A 20,757-nucleotide genomic window follows, 5' to 3' on the forward strand; every position below is an offset into this window, starting at 1 on the left:
TTACCAAAAATTAGTTTTATCCAATAAAGTACTTTACAGTAGAATCTTCAAAGTAATTTTATAAAAGATTGTATGATATAACATATAAATCCCCCTTTTACAATAGTTTTACTGCACATAAAGATAGGAATAATGACCGTCCTTTTACAAATAATTATTGTTTCTAAAAAATGTTCCAATATTATTTGGAGACAATATAGTCTTCAGCAATCAATAAAACTTCTTTGCAATGATTTATTGATATTGTTTATATCATTTATAAGATGAAATGGTCTATACTTTCTTAGTAGAAAACAAAAAACTACAAAAAGAGAGAGGCAAAACATAGTAGGTGCCTCTCTCTTTTGTCATATTAATAAACTTGTGTGCCACTATAGTAATGGGTTAAAATCTGTTTATAGTTCCATCCTGCCTCACGGGCGTATAAATGTGCTCCCCACTGGCTCATTCCGACGCAATGTCCATATCCTCGAGTGGTAAAAATAAAGGTATCCCCAGAGGTTTCTACTGAAAAATAGGCACTTCTTACACCGCTTCCCCAGCCAGTTGCTTTATATAATTCCCATCCTGTCATCATTCGGTTTCCAACCTGAACCTGATTCACATATCCATCCGCTGTATAATTGATGATTTTAATCCATCCAGAAATATCTCCATCTAATCCAAGGTCAGTTGTACCAAACCAGTTTTCTAAATACTGACGGAATTTATCTTTGGATACTTCCCTTTTGTAGTCCCAGTTGCTTCCAAGCGATTCATATTCACTGGGAACACTAACTAAATAAGGTAAGCTACCACCAAATACATCTTTAGAGTTTCTGCTGTAAGAAGCCATCGCAGCAGTATACATGGCATTAATTGGCTTGCCATTGTAGTAGACCATTTCTTCCGCAACTTCTTTGCAAATCTGTTTTACTTTTTCACTGGGTTTTTTATTGGTTGGCACTACATCTGCTTGTCCATTCATTGCTTTATATTGCGCATAGGTATGGCTAGCTACTGCTTGTGCCTTCAATGCTTCTGTTGACCAACTAGAAGACATTTCCGTCTCCACATAAAATGGTAGAATTTCACTTGATAAATAATAATCCTGTTTTCCTTTAAAACTTACCAACATCCATTGAGGATTATTTTCGTAATCCCCACCGCCTGGCGGAACAGGAGTTTGGGACGATTCTTCTGATGAAGAATTAGAAGAAAGTGGTTCACTGGAACTTGAGGAAGGAGGTGGGGAAACAGAGCTTGGTTCTGAACTACTACTTGGTTGGGAGGGTTCTTCCTGTGAAGATGATCCCACTGAAGGATCTCCACTACTAGAAGAATCTTGGGAATTTATCTCCTGTTGCGAGCTCTGAGCTGGAATGCTGCTGGCAATAATAGAACCTGTACCTCCAGTAGAAGAAGCTGCGCTTTGCATACTGGAAGGATTATCTTTTGTATCATCCACAGTAACCTGACTGTACTGCGGAGCAGCATTTTGTTCTGTAGTTTTGGGAGGAATATATTCCTGGGAAGAAAATTGATTTTTCGTAGAAGAAACATTCTCAAAAGATTCTGGTGGCAAAGATTCCACCAGCTCTTCAGTACTCATTGTAATATACTCCAAATCATCTGGATCTTTGATGGGTTCAGAAGCATATTGTGATGTAATGGAATCGGAAATTTTCTGTAGTTCCGCGGAGGTAGGTTCTACTGGTTGGGAAGTACGGTATGCCACTAACACACCAAATACTCCTACCGTTGTTGCGCACAAACAGGAAATACCGCTCAAAATCCATCGTTTCATGGCAATCCCTTTCTGTAATTATGTATCAACTAGCCTTTATATTTTGCAGGATAAACAGCATCGCTATTCACTGCCGCATTTTTTACATTGACATCCGAAGTTTCCCCTTCACGGACTTTACGAGCTACCAATACTGTACGTGCATCTGTAAATTCGTAAGAACAGGTGGAAAGGGTCAAAAGCTGGTCTCCGTATTGTACATCCACATCTGCATCAAAGTAAGACCGGTCACGAACCTGTTGTACATAGCTGTTAAATGTTTGCTCATCCATATCTAAAAAGTTCTGGTATTGGAAGGATTGGTCTTCCGGATCTGCCAAAAAGACAGAAATAATCTTCCAATCCGCTTCTTCATAAACACTGTCAAAATTTACAATTGGGTGCTGCTGGTAAAAACTCAAATCCTTATAGTTTGTAATCTGTCCAAACACCCTTTTTCCGTTCATATGATGGCCATAAATTAGCAGATTGTTGCTGGTTTTATCCTGTTCCAAAGTACAACGGTAATCCAGGAATGGTACCCCATAAATATCGTATTTTTTATAGATATTGTGGTATAAGTATTCATCATTGTCTTTTCCCTGTACAACTGGGAAAGAAAGATTGGTTCCCTGAATTTCAATATATCCTTTAATATCCGGATTAATCTGGTATAAATCAGCAAATTTTGCATTATATCCTGGTGGAAGGTTAACTGGTTCCTCCTCTGGATCAGCATTTGCAGTTGTATCTTTATCTCTATCATATAGAGTAGCTACCTGGTCATAAAGTACATCGGATTTGTGGCGAGTCCAGTAATAATCCGCAATATAAATCGCTGAACCAATAAATACAATCAAAGCGACCAATAATACAATTTTACGGATTACTTCTCCTGGGCGGTCACCCTTCCAAGGAAGGAAATACTTAAAAAAACGTTTGATCCATGATGGTTTTTTTGCAGTAGTATCACTCATATTGGTTTTCTCCTTTAATTAGATTAATTCCTGATTTAAAACGTTTAGTGCTAAACTAAGGACGTGCATTGCAGTACGCTGCCGAATATCCTGCCGTTCATCCGGTAATCCTCTGCTCAGATGTAATTCGATCGAACGGACCTGGTTGTGAAACGCAACCCCCACATATACCAAACCCACAGGTTTTTCCGCTGTTCCACCATCTGGCCCAGCAATACCAGTAATTCCAATACCAATATCAGCCTGCCCTCGCTGCTTGGCACAACTGGCCATCTGTTCCGCTACCTGGTGGCTTACAGCACCATAGGTTTTCAATGTAGTTGGGTCTACTCCCAGTTCTTCCGCTTTGACCCGGTTGGCATAGGACACAATCCCATATGAAAAGCACTGGCTGGAACCTGGAATAGAGGTGATTTTTTCTGCCACCATTCCACCTGTGCAGCTTTCCGCTAAAGCGATGGATTTATTGTGCTGGATCAACTGTTTTACCAGCACTTCCTCCAAACTGGAGACATCCATGCCATATACATATTCTCCGACACGCTGTTTCACCTGTTCCACCATGTGGGAAACCATTTCTTCACATTTCTCTTTTGTTTCCGCTTTCGCAGTAATCCTTGCCAGTACTTCTCCCCGCTTTGCATAAAGAGCTACCGTAGGGTTTTGGTTGTCCAGCAATTCATCCAAAAGTTCATCCACACGGGATTCCCCTAAGCCGAAAATCCTCAGGCTATGGGATAAAATCATAGAATCTGTAAACTGCATCAAATAAGGGCGTACCTGTTCCTGAAACATTGGAACCAGCTCATAAGGAGGCCCTGGCAATAAAATTGCGGTCTTTCCATTTTTTTGTACAGCCATCCCTGGTGCAGTTCCATGTTGATTCTGGAATACTGTCCCACCCTCAGGAAGCAATGCCTGTTTCAGGTTGTTTTCCGGCATCTCTTTTCCAAGCCTTTGAAAATAATCTTTGATCCTATGGACGGTCTGTTCATCCCGTACCAGCGGGACCCCCATCTGTTCACAAACGGTTTCTTTGGTCAAGTCATCTTTTGTTGGGCCAAGCCCTCCAGTTACTACAATTAAATCGCTGCGCTGAAGCGCTTGTGCGACGATTCCCTGTAAACGCTGTTTATTGTCGCCAACCGTTGTGTGGTACAGCAGGTTGATTCCCAATTCTGCCAGCTCATTGGATAAAAATTTTGCGTGAATATTTAAAATATCCCCTAGCAAAATCTCTGTACCAACGGCAATTAATTCGGCATTCATTCTTCCACCCCCTGTGGACTGTTTTTATCTTTCTAATACAGATCGTTTTCTTCTCTTTTCCATTAATATAATTCCATCCGTTTAACTTCCATGGTAGTATTTTCTACTGCCTCGTCCAACAATGGTTCAAAATCAAATTTGGATTCCGCCAACTCTACAAATTTTAACTGTGGCCGTGTTTTTGGATGTTTTGGGGTAAAGACGGTACAGCAATCTTCATATGGCTGGATCGAAGTTTCAAATGTGCCAATTTGATTGGCAATCGCAATAATCTCTGTTTTGTCCATTCCAATAAGAGGACGTAAAACCGGTATCTCACAAACCGCATCGGTTGTAGCAAGGGCGTGTAATGTTTGGCTGGCAACCTGCCCCACACTTTCTCCGGTAATCAATGCTTGGGATTCATTTTTTGCACAAATTTTCTGGGCAATTTTCATCATCAGGCGACGCATAATAATTGTGAAAAATTCTTCTGGACAGTGTTCCCGGATTTCTTCCTGGATTTTTGTAAATGGAACACAGTAAAACTGGATATCCCCACAGTAAGGGGTCAAGAGTTCACACAATTCCTCTACCTTTTGTTTCGCACGGTCGCTGGTATAAGGAGGGCTAATAAAGTGGATCGCGCTGATTTTCAATCCACGTTTTGCCATCATATACCCCGCTACTGGGCTATCAATCCCACCGGACAACAGCAGCATCGCTTTTCCACCGCTGCCAACAGGCAAACCGCCTGCGCCCTGGTAACGTTTTGCGTAAACATAAGCAGCAAAATCCCGGATTTCCACCATCACAACGACATCTGGATTGTGAACATCCACCTTTAAATGATGGAATTTTGAGAGCAAATATCCACCTAATTCCCGTGTGATTTCCGGCGTTTTCATTGGGAAACTTTTATCAGAACGTTTTGCCTCTACCTTAAAGGTTCTGGCATTTTCGAGTTCCTCCGCTACATACTCTACCGCTTTTGTCTTAATATACTCAAAGTCTTTTTCCACAATAGCGGCACGGGAAAAAGCTGCAATCCCAAAAATGCTTTTGATCCGTTCTACAGCCTCATCCATATCACAGGTATCTTCTTCTGGACGGACATATATAGTGGACTGGGCACGGGTATATTTAAATTTTCCCAGATCCTTTAAGCGATACCTTACATTTTTCACCAAAATATCTTCAAAGGTTGCCCTGTTTAATCCCTTCAGGGCAATCTCCCCTTCTTTCAACAAAATAATTTCTTTCATTTCTATATCATAATCCTTTCCGTTTTTATGATGGATTCACATTATTTCTGTCTTGCTAGGGTAGCCATACCTTCCTGAAGCCCTGCAATCAGACAATCCAAATCCTGTTTGGTAGTTTCATAACTAAAACTTATCCGCAATGCAGAATCCACTTGCTGGTCAGAGCATCCTAGTTCGCTGAGTACACCACTGTGTGCCCCTTTGGAACAGGCAGAACCACTGGATACATAGATTTCTTTCTGCTCTAAAAAATGTAGCATTATTTCAGAACGGATTCCCAACACAGAAAAATTGCAAATATACGGGGCATCATCTAGCTGGGAATTCCAAACAATTCCTGGTATTCCTTCCATCTGTTCCCGCAAATAGTGGTTCAATTCTTGATAATAGGATAAATTACGCCGAATGGAGGGGGCAATCGCTTGAATAGCCGTGCCAAATCCGGCAATCATTGGAACGGATTCCGTACCAGAACGCAAACCTTTTTCCTGTCCTCCTCCTAAATTCCTAGGCAGTACTCGCACCCCTTTTTTAAGATAAAGAGCACCAATCCCCTTTGGCGCATAAATTTTATGTCCACTAATGCTCATCATGTCTACCGGCATTCTCCCAACCTGGAAAGGCAGTTTTCCAAACGCCTGTACAGCATCTACATGGAACAACAAATTAGGACTTTTCCGTTTTATTTTCTTTCCAATTTCATCAATAGGTAAAATCAACCCTGTTTCATTATTCACATACATACAGGAAACCAAAATGGTCTGATCATTGACAGCTTCCACAAAATCTTCCGGGGCGAACTTCCCATTTTCCCTTGGGGATATCCGTATTACTTCTAACCCCTGCTTTTCCAATTCATCAAATGGATGTCCAGTGGCCGGATGTTCCACTGTGGTAGTAACTACTCGGTTCCCACGGCGGCGCATTGCCTTTGTACCACCCAATATCGCCAAATTGCTGCTTTCGGTCGCACCAGAAGTAAAAAATAGTTCTGCCGGTGTACATCCCAACGTTTTCGCAATGGTTTTTCTCGCAGCGGTAACAATGTTTTCCGCTTCCAAACCAAATCTATGTAAAGAAGATGGGTTGCCATATTGTTTTTCCATAGCATTTACAGCAGCGTCCACTGCTTCCTGACGCACTTTTGTGGTGGCAGCATTGTCCAAATAAACCATAGGTAATGAACTCGACTCCTTATTATTCTAATAAATTATCCCTAACTTTTGACCAATATTGTACATGAATTTACACTATCATTTCAAAACTATTCTGATATTTTACTTTATATTGCCAAATATCTGAGAATACAAATAATATACACTAATATTAGTGTATATTATTATACTACATCATTTGTTCAAAATCTACTGTATAACATGTTAATTTTATGAATGTGATTTGACTTTTCCCCGGTTTGCTTTATAATGTTGACAGGAATACTTTTTATTTTTACAATCAAATCCAGAGGAGGGGATTCTTTCCATGGTGTTAGCAATCTGCATTGAAAATTCCAATCTTATTTTATGTGGGACATCTCACCACCGCAAACTGTTCCAGTCTTACCTGCGTACAGAATTAGAAGGAACAGCAGACGAATACGCGATTTCAATCCGGTCGATATTGGATTTACACGGATTAAGCGGCTCTAACATAGAAGGAGTTATTTTGTCTTCGGTAGTCCCTCCTTTGGCAAGTGTCGTAAAACAGGCAGTAAAGAAACTCACCAAAGCAAACATACTGGTGGTTGGCCCCGGTATTAAAACTGGTTTGAATTTGAGGATTGAAAATCCAGCACAACTGGGAGCCGATCGTGTATGCAATGCAGTTGCTGCCCTAAAGAAATATCCTGCTCCTATTATGGTGGTAGACATGAATACCACTACAACGGTTTCGGTACTCAACGAAAAAAAGATGTTTATTGGCGGCTGTATTATCCCCGGTGTATCCAGTTCACTGGAAGCCCTGTGTACAACGGCAGCCCAACTGCCGCAAATCAGCATTGAAGAAAGAATGCCCTGATTCGATTATTGGTTCCAATACAGTATCCGCTATGCAGGCAGGAATTCTATATGGAAATGCTTGCCTGTTAGATGGATTAATCCAACGACATCAGGAAATATTAGGAGAAGGTTTGACAGTCGTGGTAACAGGAAAACAAGCGGAGCCAATTATCCGCTTATGTAAATATCCCGTTACCTATGATCCCAGTCTGTTAATGGATGGATTGTTGATTTTATATGAAAAAAACACAAAATAGTATGAGGTGAACTATGGCTTACCAGAGATTTTTAGAAACAGGACAGATTGTGTCCACCCATGGCATCAAAGGGGAAGTTCGCATTCAACCCTGGTGCGACGATTCTGCATTTTTAACGGAGTTTGATTCCTTTTATCTTGATAAACAAGGAAAAAATAGTATTATGGTGGAGTCCGCCCGTGTCCACAAAAATGTAGTGGTTGCCAAACTCCAAGGCATAGATACTATGGAACAGGCACAAAAAATGCGCAACTGCATATTATATATTGACCGGGAAGAGTTAGAGCTGCCAGAAGATACCTATTTTATTCAGGATTTAATTGGGCTGACAGTAAAAAATGTTGATACTGGTAAAGTATATGGCAAACTGACACAAGTTTCCCAGCCAGGCGCAAACGATGTTTACCATATTACAGACGACCAGAAAAAAGAACGGTTAATTCCGGCAATCCCCGATGTAGTAATCCGTACCGATTTAAAAGACGGCATTATGGAAATCCGACCTTTGAAAGGATTGTTTGAAGATGAGGATTGATATTGCTACATTATTTCCGGAAATGTGTGAAACGGTGCTAAATGAAAGTATTATTGGCCGTGCCAGAAAAAAAGGAATTTTAGAGCTTTATACCCATAATATCAGGGATTATACCATGGACAAGCACCGAAGAGTGGACGATACCCCTTATGGCGGAGGGATGGGGATGTTGATGCAGGCAGAACCGATTTACTGCTGTTACCAGGATATTGTACAAAAGAGCGGAAACACCCCCCATGTCATCTATATGTCTCCGCAAGGGAAACCATTAACCCAGAAAAAAGCCATCCAGCTTTCCCAACAGGAACATTTGCTCCTAATCTGTGGCCATTATGAAGGGGTAGATGAACGTATTATTGAGGAAATTGTAGATGAAGAGATTTCCATTGGCGATTATGTACTGACTGGAGGCGAACTTTCGGCATTAGTGCTGGTAGATTGTGTGGGAAGGCTACAGGAAGGCGTATTATCGAGCAGTGAATGTTTTGAGGAAGAAAGTCATTTCAATGGTTTGCTGGAATATCCTCAGTATACCCGTCCCCCTGTTTGGCATGAAAAACAAGTGCCTGAGGTTCTACTTTCCGGCCACCATGCCAATATTGCAAAATGGCGCAGAGAGATGTCGCTGCTTCGCACATTAAAAAAACGTCCAGATATGCTGGATTCAGCAGATTTAACGGAGAATGACCTTAAATTTCTTAAAAATTGTAAAAATAAGGAAGTTTAATTTTGATTTTTGCGAAAATAATATAGTTACTTTGCATAGTAGGTTGAAAACTATATAGTCATGTTGCACAATCAGATCATCCGTTTTGATTGAGAAATTACCATAGTATGAAATCTTTCCAAAAATCCGCCGGATTTTGTATAATTGACGTTGACGGTTTGAATAATAATTCGTATAATTAGGATTGTTGATTGAACCCATTCACTTTGATAAAATTTTTAATTAGCTTTAATAGGAGTGTCTTTATGTACGTAAAAGAAGTATCAGTAAAAAATCAGGTTGGTTTGCATGCTAGACCAGCAACATTTTTTATCCAGAAAGCAAACGAATTCAAATCTTCCATCTGGGTGGAAAAAGAAGAACGCAGAGTAAACGCAAAAAGTTTGCTGGGTGTTCTGTCCCTGGGTATTGTAGGCGGTACCAACATCAGAATTATTGCTGATGGCGCTGACGAACAAGAAGCTGTGGAAGGTTTGGTTTCTTTAGTAGAAAGCGGTTTTGCTGAATAAGTTGCGTTTTGGATTTGGCTCCATATCACTTTTGTGATATGGAGCTTTTTTCTTTTTAAATCAAAACTAGTGATTTGCTCCATTCCCAGATGGTTCAGTACTTGCTTACCTCTGGAAGAGGTTTGGAGGACTACCATCGCATTGCTTGCTCTGCTACTGGTAAACCAGTTTGGGTAGTCATTCCGTACCTTTATGTGGGAAAAATGTATACAAAAATCCCTAAATTGATTTTCCTAAATTTTTTATTCCATTCTCAAGCAAAATGCAATCTCCATCTGTAAAAGGTTCTCATTTTGTCAAGGTCTTTTAAGCCTATAGGCAGAAATCAATGGGCGAAGATACTTTTTTAGTATCTCCGCCCATTACATCTATTTGATGAAACGATTCCACTAGAAAACTTCTTGGTGACCAATACTTTAAAATCCATCCAGTTTCATCTCTGTATGGAAGGTTATCTTTGTAATATTGGAAATATTATCGTGCATTTTTAACTATAATATCAATACCCGTTTTGCTGCACACCATAAACCGCCTGTTCATGCGTAAAACCTTCATACTCAAGCTGTTCAATTAACCCCTCCCTTGAGAACGAAGAGTACTCCAGGTAGGATTTTGCTGATTTTGCTGCCTGCTCATTCCAATTCGCACCGCTATTGTCCACACCATAGGTTGCCTGGTCGTTTGTAAACCCCTCATATTCCAGCTGCTCAATCAGCCCTGTATAGGAAAACGCAGAGTATTCCAGATAAGATTTCGCTGATTTTAAAGCTTGTTCATTCCAATCTGCGCCACAATGGTCAGCAGCATATACTGCGTCCTCGTGGGAATACTTTTCATACTCCAGTTGTTCAATCAGTCCTGTATACGAAAACTCGGAAAAAGACAAGTAGGATTTTGCCGACTCGAGGGCATTTCTCTGTCCAATCGTCATTTGGTCAGCAGGATTTGCCGATTGGCTCCCAGATTCGCTTTGGGTAACCTCTGGTTGAGATGCTTTGCTTACAGTATCCTCAAGCATCGAGAAAACATCCGCATAATCCGTACTGTAATTAGATGATTCTTCTCCAGTTGCTGTTGTCCCTGTGTCACAGGCCGCCAATGATAAAGGTACGATTATAGCAAATAACAATACAAAAAGCTTTTTCATAATCTTCATTCCTCTCCTATGCCGCTGAGAAATACGGCAAATTATATTATAATAATACACCAGTATTTCCTAAAAGTAAATTATTAGGAGATTTTTCTACAAAACAGCAGAAGGAAAACGACTTTTTTCGACTTGTTTTGTAAGTTGTGATAAAGTGAAGCCATCACCAATTCCATTTCTTAAAATATTACATTACGACAACCTTATGCTCAGCCAATGACAAATCGGCTTTTCCCCCATAAACCCACAATATTATTACATTTTTCCAATATATTTACTATGCCAACACTCATAGTTTTCTAAGACTCTATATCAAGCTTATACTATGCACCATTTAAAAGGAACAATCCCACTATAAAAAACACCTCTGCTATAAAAAGTAAGCAGAGGTGATCAAATCAAAATTTTATATTATAACAAACGCTGTTTGTTTACGACAAGTCCAAACGATTTATGGAAATAAGCAGCGGCTTTATTACATAGCAACATACGGTCCATAAAAATTTCAAAATAACTCATAACAGGGGAAATGTCCGTGTCAATGGTCAATTCCAAAATAATATTATCGCTTTCATCGGAAAAATTTAGGCTGGATTGAGTTACTGCATAGTTGACCCGGTCATGGATATCAAAACTGGCTAAATCCCGATTGCGGACACGAGTACGCCGCACATCGCTTTTATCCGCTAAAATAAGCGCTGCCGCAATCGCGTTTACTGGAGCCGCTGTTCCTTCATCGTGGTTTCCAATGGCGGAAATAATGATCGAAATTTCCTCTGGTGTCATCCCCATTTTATCCAAAATACGAAATGCCATTACCGCCCCACTTTGCGCATGATCTATCCGGTTGACAATATTTCCAATATCATGGATATACCCTGCTATTTTCCCCAGTTCTTGTTCTCTCTCAGAATATCCCATCTCTTTCAGAATATTTCCAGCGTTTTCCGCTGTTCTGGTCACATGGGCAAAGGCATGTTCGGTAAATCCAAGGGCTTTTAAAGATTGGTCTTCCATTTTAATATAAGTTTGAATTTCCGGGCTGTTTTTGATTTGTTCAAATGTCACGTTGCTGCATTCCATTTTTTATTCTCCTTTTACTTTAGTTGCTCCAAAAATAACTGAAGTTCCCTTGCCGTTTCCGGCTTGATTTTTGCCACCTGGCAAAGTTCTTCCACTGTTGCGTTATATAATGCTGTTTTTGTTTTAAAATGTCTTAAAATTGCCAGGGCTTTTTTCTCCCCAATCCCTTTTACTCGGGTAATCTCCATCTCCAACATGGTTTTTTTCCGCACATTCCGTTGATAAGAAATAGTATACCGATGGACTTCGTCCTGTATCCGGGTCAGCAGATGAAACGCCGATTTATAGGCGGCAATGGAGATTTCCCCACCCTCTTTGGCGATCGCTCGGGTTCTGTGTTTATCGTCTTTTACCATTCCAAAATAAGGGACGTCAATCCCATATTTCTGGAAAATTTCTTTTACCGCAGCTACATGGCCTTTTCCCCCATCCAATAGGATAAGGTCTGGCAGCCTACCAAAAGAGGATTCCCCTTGTTCCGTCTGATAACGGGAAAACCGCCGTTCTAACATTTCCCGCATGGAACCATAATCATCCCTGGTATTGGTAGAATGAATGGCAAACTTCCGGTAATCCGATTTTTTTGGTTGGCCATTTTCAAACACAACCATTCCTCCAACAATGCCGCTATCCCCCAGATTGGAAATATCATAAGCTTCAATGATTTCGGGTGTAGAAGAAAGCCCCAATAGCCGGCTTAGCTCATCCAAGGCAGCGATAGCGCGTCCAGAACGTTTTACTTTATAGGAAAGCTGTTCTGCTGCGTTACTCATTGCCATCTGTACCAGCTTTCGATTTTCCCCCCGCTGTGGTACTTGAATTTCCACTTTATATCCAGCCAATTTGGTGAGATAATCAGTTAAAAGGGATTGGTCAATATTCACCTCATCTGTTAAAACGATCTTAGGAAAATCTGGATGTGAAGTATAATAACGGGAAATAAAATCATTTCTCACCTCAATAGGGTCATAAACATCATCAAAAATAAAATCACTTTTATCCACCATTTTTCCATGCCGGAATTTTAACAGGGAAAAACAGACTGTAGTGCCATTCTGTGCCATCGCAATGACATCAATCTGTTTTTGGTTTCCCAAAATTACCTTTTGGTCCTCAGAAATTTTCTGGATTGCCTGAATACGGTCCCTTATCCGGATTGCACGCTCAAAATCCAATTGTTCCGACGCCTGTTCCATTTCTTTGGTCAGTTTTTCAATCGACTGGGTGCTTCCCCCCTTAATATAGTCAACTGCCTGCCGAATGGTTTCCTGGTACTCTTTCTCTGATATTTTGCCCAAACAAATCCCTGCACATTGTTTGATATAATAGTTTAAACAAGGACGAGTATTGCGCTGAAAATTAAATTTTCGGGTACAGGTAGGAAGCCGGAATACTTTGTTTACCTCATTTACTGTCTGTTTTACTGCCATGGAGCTGGTATAGGGTCCAATAAAAGTCCCTGTCCCTGTATGCTGTTTTTCTGAAGTAATTTTGGGATAAGGGTCAGAAGATATTTTGATGTAATGGTAACCTTTATCATCCTTTAATAAAATATTATATTTTGGGTCGTATTGTTTTATCAAGCTACATTCCAATACCAGGGCTTCAAATTCACTGTCAGTGACAATAAAGTCGAAATCTTGTACATTACTGACCATTTTCCGCACTTTTTCATTATGGGAACTGTTTTTTCTAAAATAACTGGAAACACGGTTTTTTAGCCGCTTTGCTTTTCCAACATAAATTACTTCACCCATATTATCTTTCATCAGATAAACTCCTGGTTTATCTGTTAATTGCCTCGCTTTTTCCTGAAGCCGTTCCATCCGTTCCATAAAATATCACCCACCTTGTTATAAAGGGAACTGTCCTTACTATTGTATCATATTCTGGAAAGGAAAAGAAACCCGGTTTTCATAATTTCATGATTTTTTTCATTTTATTCTCTAACATTCCTTACATTTATCTTCTCACTCGCTATCATGCAGCCAATGGAATTATTTTCTCTTTTTCTTTGGTTAATATTACAAAATATCATCATAATTATTTAGCAGTTTATCTATTTGTTTCCCATGATATCTATGTTATGATTAAAACAGTATTTCGAGGAAATTAGATAGGAGAAACAAAAATGGGCAGTAAATTATTAAAACAATTACAGGAATGGCATGAACAAGATGAATACCAAAAAATTGTAGATGCTATTAAAGCGATTCCAAAAGAAAAATGGGATTATGATATGATAAGCCATTTGGCAAGAGCTTATAATAATTTAGAAAAATACCAAGATGCAATTACCTTGTTGCAATCGATCCGAATACAAGGGCTATCTGACCCCTTATGGCATTTTCGGATGGGATATGCCTATTATTATTTAGATGAAATCCCACTGGCTATGGAAGAATTTGAGCAGGTGCTAAAAGATAACCCAGATGACCAGGATGCCAAACTCTTTTTTACCTGGTGTCAACAGGAAATGGAACAGCAACAGTATGATCCAGAACTTTATACAGAGGAAGAAATGGAAACAGTGGAGAGACATATTTCCAACTATTTTGGTAGTTATGAACATGTATTCCACGAATTGATTTCTCCAGATATCCATGTAGATATTTGTATTATTCCTCCAACTCCAAGTCAGGATTATTACAAGTTAGTTACCTTAGGGATGGGCGCCCATCAGATGAATGTCCCTTTAGAACTGGCAGAAAAAAAGCTAGAACGCGCTGAATTAATGATCTGCCTGCCTCCTGACTGGGAGATTCAAAATAGTGATGAAAAATGGTACTGGCCTTTAAGATGGCTTAAAATTTTAGCCCGTCTCCCTGGTGAACAGGATACTTGGCTGGGATGGGGCCATACTGTGCCAAACGGAGGCCCATTTGCGGAGAATACCCAACTATCCGGTATCATGCTGTTAAATCCAGGGGCTTTCCCACCAGATGCTAGTTGCTGTGTTTTGCCAAATGGTGATGAAATTAACTTTTATCAAGTTATTCCACTTTATGAAGAAGAAATGCAGTTTAAAATTGAACACAGCGCAGATGAACTGTTGAAAGAATTTACAGGGGAACAACTGGAATATGTCCATTTAAATCGTCCTAACCTTCATGGGGACAATGAAGGAAAAACATTATTGCTTTCACCAGAGGAATTGCAGCCCTTGTTGGAAAACTGGGAAGGACCAGACCTTTGCATCGCATCTGACCGTATCACTGTTGAAGGTTATGAGGTGGGGTATTGTTATCGCATCGCTCCAAATGACAAACAATTAGATAGTGGATGGTGCTTTCTAGCCGGCGATGAAACAGAAGAATACCTGACAAACCAGCAATATATGAGCCGCTACGATTTGAACACAATCTGTAACTATGACCCGGATATTATCCCACTATTAAATTCTGCTTATGGTTCCGCATTTTACCGGGATGAAAATGGAATTTTTCAAAAATGTATAGAAATAACAAATTAGCTAGTTTACCACAAAACCAATAAAATAGGCTTAGACAAACGAAAATAGATTTTTTCTTATTTTTCTTCCTTTTTCCATCTCATCTATTCTCCCATAATAACTACTAAATCGTAAAATAAAATTTATTGTAAATAAACATCATAATTGGAGGAACCTCACCCATGGTAATACGACAAGCAACTCAATTTGAAGCCCCAACGATCACACAATTGGTGCAAACAGCATTCCAAACAGCTCAAGTAAGTGATGGCAAAGAACAGGACTTTGTTTTGCGCCTAAGAGATTCAGGTGCTTATTTGCCAGAATTGGAGCTAGTAGCAGAAAAAGATGGACAACTAATTGGTCATATTATGCTTACGAAACAATTAATACAAACAAAATCAGGAAAATGGCAAGAACATATCCTAGTAGCCCCATTATGTGTGGAATTAGAGCACCGCAATCAGGGGATAGGAGAAAAACTATTAAAAGTAGGGCTGGAAAAGGCTAAACTCATGGGATATACCGCCGCTTTTTTGGTGGGAAACCCAGATTATTATTGTAGATTTGGATTCCGTCAAACAACCGAATTTGGCATCCATAATACCAATGGAATCCCAGACCAGTTTGTATTGGGAATCGAATTGGTTCCTAATGCGCTTTCTTGCCAGGAAGGAACAATCTGTTTTTCGGAATAACCCCATTTTATCTGACTTATTCCAGAGAAAATTTATTTTCTAGTTAATACAGCAAACAATTTTTCAAATCTATCTTTGCCATGATCCGGCTGATGTAATCGAATGTTTTAATAGCTGCAATCCATAGGAAACAATTCATCAAGGTATTCTACAAAAACCTCTCTACAACAGATTGATTCTCAAATTGACAATATTGATTAGAATAGAATTGTATACTGTCCAGATTTTCTTTAACATCAATTGTAGAATGAGGAACAGCGAATGATATACTTTTTAAGTTCAATAGTATTCCAATAATACCCTACTAATGAAAAATTTCTATTGAAATAAAAATCACTATATAAAACCCAAAATTAAAATTGGATATTTTTGTAATTTAATAATAAATAAAGTCCATGATTTATTGAAACCCTATCAGATAATTCTAAACTATATTATATACTAAAAGTAATAATTCACACAAATATAAATTTATTTTTTTATCCAGCAAACTGACCTATTTTTCATTGGCATAACAAAATCTCCTGTGGAAATTTCATTCTACCACAGGAGATTTTTATTATCTTTTCTTTTTTCTAAATCAATACAGATGAAAAGCATCCGTTATGATAAGAAACTCCATTTATATTTTAATATGGGATTTTTTCTTCTAATTAGAATATACTATACTTCCATTATGCCCGCTTTATCAGCGCAATCAATGCTGCTATTACTGCCCAAACCAGTTCATACCCTAATAAGTTTAAGAGGTTAAAATCCCCAAGGGAATTTAGTGAGCCCAAAACAAATAGGATTACCAAGCCAAAAACGATACTGGCAACGGATAAAGTCATAAGCAGGTAAATAGTAGGGCGCAGCCGTTTTGCTGTTAAAACAGCTTTTACATAAGAAGAAAAACGTCCATTATTTGCAACTGGGGAATCGTCCTTTTCCACTTCTCCAGTTTGTTTCTGGTAAGGTTCATGAAACCGGGCAGGCAATATTTTAAATACCTCTTCATCCACCTGAAAAACCTGGGCAAGTTTTTGTTGGGTTACCATAGGATCTACCGTTTGCACTACCAAATAAATACCATTGGAAATCAACTGTTCCAAGCTGTTACGGACTTCTTTATTCGCACGCACACTAAAGATAAATGCTGCTGACAAAATACCGGACACCGCAATATAAACAATTTCACAGCCTTCTGGACATAACTTCCGTTCTTTTTCTTCTGATAAAACCTCAATATTATGGTTTATTAACATTTCCCGGTTTCCGATTATCACTCGACGGTTATCTACCCAAGCAGAAATTCCCATAGTATCTTCAAACACGACACTATCTACTGGCTTTAATAGGTCTTCCCTTCCCAGTAGTACCTCCATAAACATATCTCGTAAAATACTGTTGGAGGCATTTAATACACTAGCCGCGTCAATAATTGCATGGTCAATTGAGTAATGGGAAAAACTTTTCATTCCCTGTAACACAACGGTCCCTTTTGGAAATAAATCGTGGGCAGATGTCAGTACCGCATTTAAGTTTCCAAACTGTTGTACGGCTTCATATCCTAATAAAACAGCGGAATGGCGGGAAAGCTTTTTCTGTGCCAGTAACATTGGAATACCAACCGAAAACAGATGACACAACGGGGCACTGATACAAATCCCCACTGTAAACGCAGTAATTCCGACTGGAAAACTATTGGCCATATATCCACAAACGGCTCCCAGAACAAGGGAAAGCCCCGCACCTGCTGGAACAAGATAAAAACTAAATTGGTCTGTAATATCCTCTAAAAACGAGTAGTAAATAAAATTCGATAAAAAGCCGGTTTTTCGATTATATCCTACATAAGGTTTCCGGTTTACTGTCCCTTTGGTAAACGCCGCTGCAAGGTCATTATTTTCAATCGTACCACTGGCATACTGTTGGTACTGGGTGGAAGAAACAAACGGAAAATTTTTGATTGCCAACTGTGTTGTCATGAACTGACCTAATTGCCGAAAAGCAAGTCCCCATATTGCCAGTGGCATCAATAAAAATACATTGGGGTTCGATTCCAGTACATCGCTACCCACAATAAGCAAGAATAAATCCTGTAAAATCGTAACCAGCATTGGAATAGTATATAAGGTATCCCGATTCACAGCCAAAGACTTAAATGATTTTAACCCTGAAATAAAAGTTGGAACATTAATAAATATCGCACCTAATCCAAATAAAAGATAGATTAATAAATAAGTAATAGAAGAATTCACTGTAAATACTGGTGGAATAGGCAGGTTAAACTGCATGGCAACTGGTGGATAAAGGCTTAGCAGCCCCAACACTGCCGTACCAAGCAAACGCAACAAACTGTGCTTTTTCATTCGTTTTAAACGGTTTTCCACCTCAGCAGCATCGGAAGGCTGATTATATTCCAATTCCGCTTCTTCTTTTGGCTCATCTTCATAGAGATCCAGCTCGGGAAGTTGAACCTCCTGGTTTGGCTTATCTTCTGGATCCCGTTTTTGTTCCGGTTCGGTATCCAATACAAATTGGGCGGCTTTTGCTTTGCGCAGCTTTTTAAATTCTTTATATCGCAGCACCTGGCTTTCTGCCAGATCAAATTTGCGGAATCGATTTACTTCTTCTGGAGTAATCTTATGGATGGTAGCTGTGTGAGAAGTCACAATAGTACGGTGTTTACCACTGTAAATATCCGTAGTACTTTCCAAAAATTCTTGCAATTTTTGTTTGCTATCCAATTTTTTATTCTGTTGTTCTGAATGAGAATTTTGCTCCTCTTTTTCCAGGTCAAATTTAATCTGACCAGGAAGGTTTTGCGTTTCCTCTCCCATAATCTCTCGCACAGAATACGCGACTTCCGATTTGGAGATTGTTTTCTCCTTTTCCTTTGATTTTGAATCCATCTTTTCCTCTTCCATCCTATTTTCTGGGATGGCTGTTTTCTGCTCTGGAAGATTATTGGTCTGTTTTTCAATATCCCTAAGCATGGATTCAAACGACAATTCCTCTTTCTTGGTAGAGCCCATTTGCATCACAACCTTTATTTCACGTTCTTTGCTTGTAATTTTAGCCGTTGGCGGGTAATCTCATACATTAAAATACCGCCCGCAACCGATGCGTTTAAAGAATTAATTTGGCCTTCCATTGGTAAGGAAACAACAGCGTCACACTTGGAGCGGACTAATCTACCAATTCCCTTCCCTTCTGAGCCTACTACCAAAGCTACCCCACCGGAAAAATCGGTCTCACACCAGTTTTGCCCATCCATATCAGCGCCATAAATCCAGATTCCCCGCTCTTTTAAATGTTCCATCTCTGACGCTAGGTTGGTAACACGCGCCACCTTCAAATAATTAACAGCTCCTGCTGATGTTTTATACACAATTGGAGTCAGAGATGCAGAACGCCGTTTTGGAATAATCATCCCATGAGCGCCAGCAGCCTCTGCGGTACGGATTAACGCTCCTAAGTTATGGGGATCTTCTATTTCATCCGCAATAATTAGAAAAGGGTCTTCCCCTTTTTGTTCTGCGACAGCTAAAATATCCTCTACACTAGCATAAGAGGTTGCACAAGGGATTGCCACAACCCCTTGATGATTACTTCCTTCGCTTAAATAGTCCAGTTTACGGCTATCCGCTTCTTTTACCACAATATTCTTTTTTTTCGCTAGTGCAATAATCTGAGAAATACTGCCATTTCGTTCGCCTTTAGCCACATAAATCGTATCTAGTTCCCGCTCGGATTTTAAACTTTCTAATACGGCATTTCTGCCTGTAATAACATCATGTTGCTCCCGTTTTGTCTGTTCCATAGTCCTCTCCAATTGTCATTATGATCTATCCAATATTGTTAAGGGAAAAATACTTCCCCATTATTTCAGTTTATTTTATTTATTATACCATATCGTCTTATTTTTTGCACCTATTTCGTCAAAGTTTTTACAACCAAACTATGGAATTTTCTATTATCATCATTAAAAAAATAAAAGCATAATACCACACCCGAGCAAAAGCCCTGTCAAAAAAATAATTCCCCATTTCCATACAGAGTGTTTTTGACACCACTTTTTTAACCGATTTTGTTTACTACCGGATTCCAACATACTATCCAAATATTCTTCTGCCCATTGGTAAATCTGCTGGGTAGAAGAATAGGATTTTTGTGGGTTTATAAATAAAATCGCCTTTTCAAAATAATCGTTTCCCGTCCTGTTAATTTCCACAATTTTTCGATTAACCCCTTTAATCATTGTATCCCTCCTAGTTGTATCTAACAAAAGTTTGGACCAAAATAAAAGAGGTTATACGATTTGTAATTAAATTTATGTCAATACCATGTTGAAAACACAGTTGAAAAAGTTGATAACTTCAAAAATTTATTCGTTGAAAACTTAGTTGAAAAGGTTGATAACCTTGAAAATACGCTATTTTTATTTTTGTTAATAGCTGTTGAAAAAACTGAAAAATCCAAATGTTACTATTTGTATAGTACAAAAAAAGGATTTTATTTAAAAATTTTTCTTATTTTTTAAAAAGGCTTAACAAACAAAAAAACAAGAAAAAACAGGAAAAATTACTATTTTTAATATAACTTGTTTGCAAAAGAAAAAGGAATAATAGCAATCATTGCTATTATTCCTCTAATTTTCCGCCATCAAGGCTTTTGCTCTCATTTCTACTAATCTTAATTCTACCCCTGAGTAAGCGGATATCTGTTTCAAAGTTGAAAACTCTGAATTTGGTTGAAACCATTCGTCCTCCAACAATAAGCAAGCACAAAAATAATCCGCCTCATTTTCATATCTACCAGAATTCAAATTCGTATGGTAGGTAATAAACATGCTATTCATGTGTTGATGTAATAATGCATGCCCTAATTCATGGGCACACACCACACGTTGTTCCCATTCTGGTAAATTACAGTTTAAATAAATAATCTCAATCCCATTTAAATTCGTATAAAACCCCTTAATATGGGTCGCCATTTCTGGAAAGACTACCGTTATACCTAGTTCATTACACAATTCAAACGGATTACGGGTTTTATACTCAGTAAGCAAACTAACCACAGTTTGTTCAATTTGCTCCATATTAAATCT

Annotated in this window: 19 protein-coding genes; 7 read left to right on the plus strand and 12 right to left on the minus strand. The window is 39.0% G+C overall.

Annotated elements, in window-relative coordinates; all coding sequences use genetic code 11:
- Window positions 1-352: 352 nt before the first annotated feature.
- From BQ2683_RS03950 to BQ2683_RS03970, 5 genes are all read right to left on the minus strand, one after another.
- Window positions 353-1,786, minus strand: a complete 1,434-nt coding sequence (locus BQ2683_RS03950; protein WP_069987455.1) for a SpoIID/LytB domain-containing protein — start codon at window positions 1,784-1,786, stop codon at window positions 353-355.
- Window positions 1,787-1,815: 29 nt separating this feature from the next.
- Window positions 1,816-2,742 carry a class B sortase gene (srtB, locus tag BQ2683_RS03955; protein ID WP_069987456.1) on the minus strand — a complete coding sequence of 309 codons (927 nt, stop codon included), beginning with the start codon at window positions 2,740-2,742 and terminating at the stop codon, window positions 1,816-1,818.
- 18 nt (window positions 2,743-2,760) lie between these two features.
- Window positions 2,761-4,011, minus strand: coding sequence for a competence/damage-inducible protein A (locus BQ2683_RS03960; RefSeq protein WP_069987457.1), 1,251 nt, complete (start codon window positions 4,009-4,011; stop codon window positions 2,761-2,763).
- Window positions 4,012-4,073: 62 nt separating this feature from the next.
- Entirely contained in the window at window positions 4,074-5,255 is a 1,182-nt protein-coding gene (gene thiI, locus BQ2683_RS03965) for a tRNA uracil 4-sulfurtransferase ThiI (protein ID WP_069987458.1), read from the minus strand.
- A gap of 41 nt (window positions 5,256-5,296) precedes the next feature.
- Window positions 5,297-6,430, minus strand: coding sequence for a cysteine desulfurase family protein (locus tag BQ2683_RS03970; protein ID WP_069987459.1), 1,134 nt, complete (start codon window positions 6,428-6,430; stop codon window positions 5,297-5,299).
- A 307-nt stretch (window positions 6,431-6,737) separates the two neighbouring features.
- Between BQ2683_RS03970 and BQ2683_RS03975 the strand changes: the two genes are divergently transcribed.
- From BQ2683_RS03975 to BQ2683_RS03990, 5 genes are all read left to right on the plus strand, one after another.
- A complete protein-coding gene (locus tag BQ2683_RS03975; RefSeq protein WP_083256365.1) occupies window positions 6,738-7,274 on the plus strand; it encodes a type III pantothenate kinase in 537 nt (178 codons plus the stop codon).
- On the plus strand, window positions 7,255-7,512 hold the full coding sequence (locus BQ2683_RS13035) for an acetate and sugar kinases/Hsc70/actin family protein (RefSeq protein WP_083256366.1): 258 nt from the start codon (window positions 7,255-7,257) through the stop codon (window positions 7,510-7,512). The genes BQ2683_RS03975 and BQ2683_RS13035 overlap by 20 nt, the downstream gene beginning before the upstream one ends.
- Before the next feature lie 13 nt (window positions 7,513-7,525).
- Window positions 7,526-8,047, plus strand: coding sequence for a ribosome maturation factor RimM (gene rimM, locus BQ2683_RS03980; RefSeq protein WP_069987460.1), 522 nt, complete (start codon window positions 7,526-7,528; stop codon window positions 8,045-8,047).
- On the plus strand, window positions 8,037-8,774 hold the full coding sequence (gene trmD, locus BQ2683_RS03985) for a tRNA (guanosine(37)-N1)-methyltransferase TrmD (protein WP_069987461.1): 738 nt from the start codon (window positions 8,037-8,039) through the stop codon (window positions 8,772-8,774). The genes rimM and trmD overlap by 11 nt, the downstream gene beginning before the upstream one ends.
- A 245-nt stretch (window positions 8,775-9,019) precedes the next feature.
- Window positions 9,020-9,283, plus strand: coding sequence for an HPr family phosphocarrier protein (locus BQ2683_RS03990; RefSeq protein WP_069987462.1), 264 nt, complete (start codon window positions 9,020-9,022; stop codon window positions 9,281-9,283).
- 499 nt (window positions 9,284-9,782) lie between these two features.
- Here BQ2683_RS03990 and BQ2683_RS03995 read toward each other — a convergent pair whose 3' ends face one another.
- The 3 genes from BQ2683_RS03995 to uvrC form a co-directional block, all read right to left on the minus strand.
- The gene (locus tag BQ2683_RS03995; RefSeq protein WP_069987463.1) at window positions 9,783-10,430 is read right to left on the minus strand and encodes an Ltp family lipoprotein; all 648 of its coding nucleotides are present in this window, start codon (window positions 10,428-10,430) and stop codon (window positions 9,783-9,785) included.
- 411 nt (window positions 10,431-10,841) lie between these two features.
- Window positions 10,842-11,513: an HD domain-containing protein gene (locus BQ2683_RS04000; RefSeq protein WP_069987464.1), complete on the minus strand. Its 672-nt coding sequence runs from the start codon at window positions 11,511-11,513 to the stop codon at window positions 10,842-10,844.
- Between the two features lie 14 nt (window positions 11,514-11,527).
- Window positions 11,528-13,348 carry an excinuclease ABC subunit UvrC gene (gene uvrC, locus BQ2683_RS04005; protein WP_083256368.1) on the minus strand — a complete coding sequence of 607 codons (1,821 nt, stop codon included), beginning with the start codon at window positions 13,346-13,348 and terminating at the stop codon, window positions 11,528-11,530.
- 296 nt (window positions 13,349-13,644) lie between these two features.
- Between uvrC and BQ2683_RS13795 the strand changes: the two genes are divergently transcribed.
- Together BQ2683_RS13795 and BQ2683_RS04015 are read left to right on the plus strand one after the other, a co-directional pair.
- Window positions 13,645-14,985, plus strand: coding sequence for an immunity protein Imm33 domain-containing protein (locus BQ2683_RS13795; RefSeq protein ID WP_069987465.1), 1,341 nt, complete (start codon window positions 13,645-13,647; stop codon window positions 14,983-14,985).
- A gap of 161 nt (window positions 14,986-15,146) precedes the next feature.
- Window positions 15,147-15,662, plus strand: a complete 516-nt coding sequence (locus tag BQ2683_RS04015) for a GNAT family N-acetyltransferase (RefSeq protein WP_069987466.1) — start codon at window positions 15,147-15,149, stop codon at window positions 15,660-15,662.
- A gap of 674 nt (window positions 15,663-16,336) precedes the next feature.
- Here BQ2683_RS04015 and BQ2683_RS04020 read toward each other — a convergent pair.
- From BQ2683_RS04020 to BQ2683_RS04035, 4 genes are all read right to left on the minus strand, one after another.
- Complete coding sequence (locus BQ2683_RS04020) at window positions 16,337-18,682, minus strand: hypothetical protein (RefSeq protein ID WP_069987467.1); 2,346 nt, start codon at window positions 18,680-18,682, stop codon at window positions 16,337-16,339.
- A 14-nt stretch (window positions 18,683-18,696) separates the two neighbouring features.
- On the minus strand, window positions 18,697-19,470 hold the full coding sequence (gene rlmB / locus BQ2683_RS04025; protein ID WP_069987468.1) for a 23S rRNA (guanosine(2251)-2'-O)-methyltransferase RlmB: 774 nt from the start codon (window positions 19,468-19,470) through the stop codon (window positions 18,697-18,699).
- A 162-nt stretch (window positions 19,471-19,632) separates the two neighbouring features.
- On the minus strand, window positions 19,633-19,908 hold the full coding sequence (locus BQ2683_RS04030; RefSeq protein WP_069987469.1) for a hypothetical protein: 276 nt from the start codon (window positions 19,906-19,908) through the stop codon (window positions 19,633-19,635).
- Window positions 19,909-20,298: 390 nt separating this feature from the next.
- Window positions 20,299-20,748 (minus strand): ImmA/IrrE family metallo-endopeptidase, encoded by a 450-nt coding sequence (locus tag BQ2683_RS04035; RefSeq protein ID WP_069987470.1) that lies wholly within the window; start codon window positions 20,746-20,748, stop codon window positions 20,299-20,301.
- Between the last annotated feature and the right edge of the window lie 9 nt (window positions 20,749-20,757).

Origin of the sequence: Massilioclostridium coli (genome assembly GCF_900095865.1) — a bacterium.
GTDB lineage: Bacteria > Bacillota > Clostridia > Oscillospirales > Ruminococcaceae > Massilioclostridium > Massilioclostridium facile.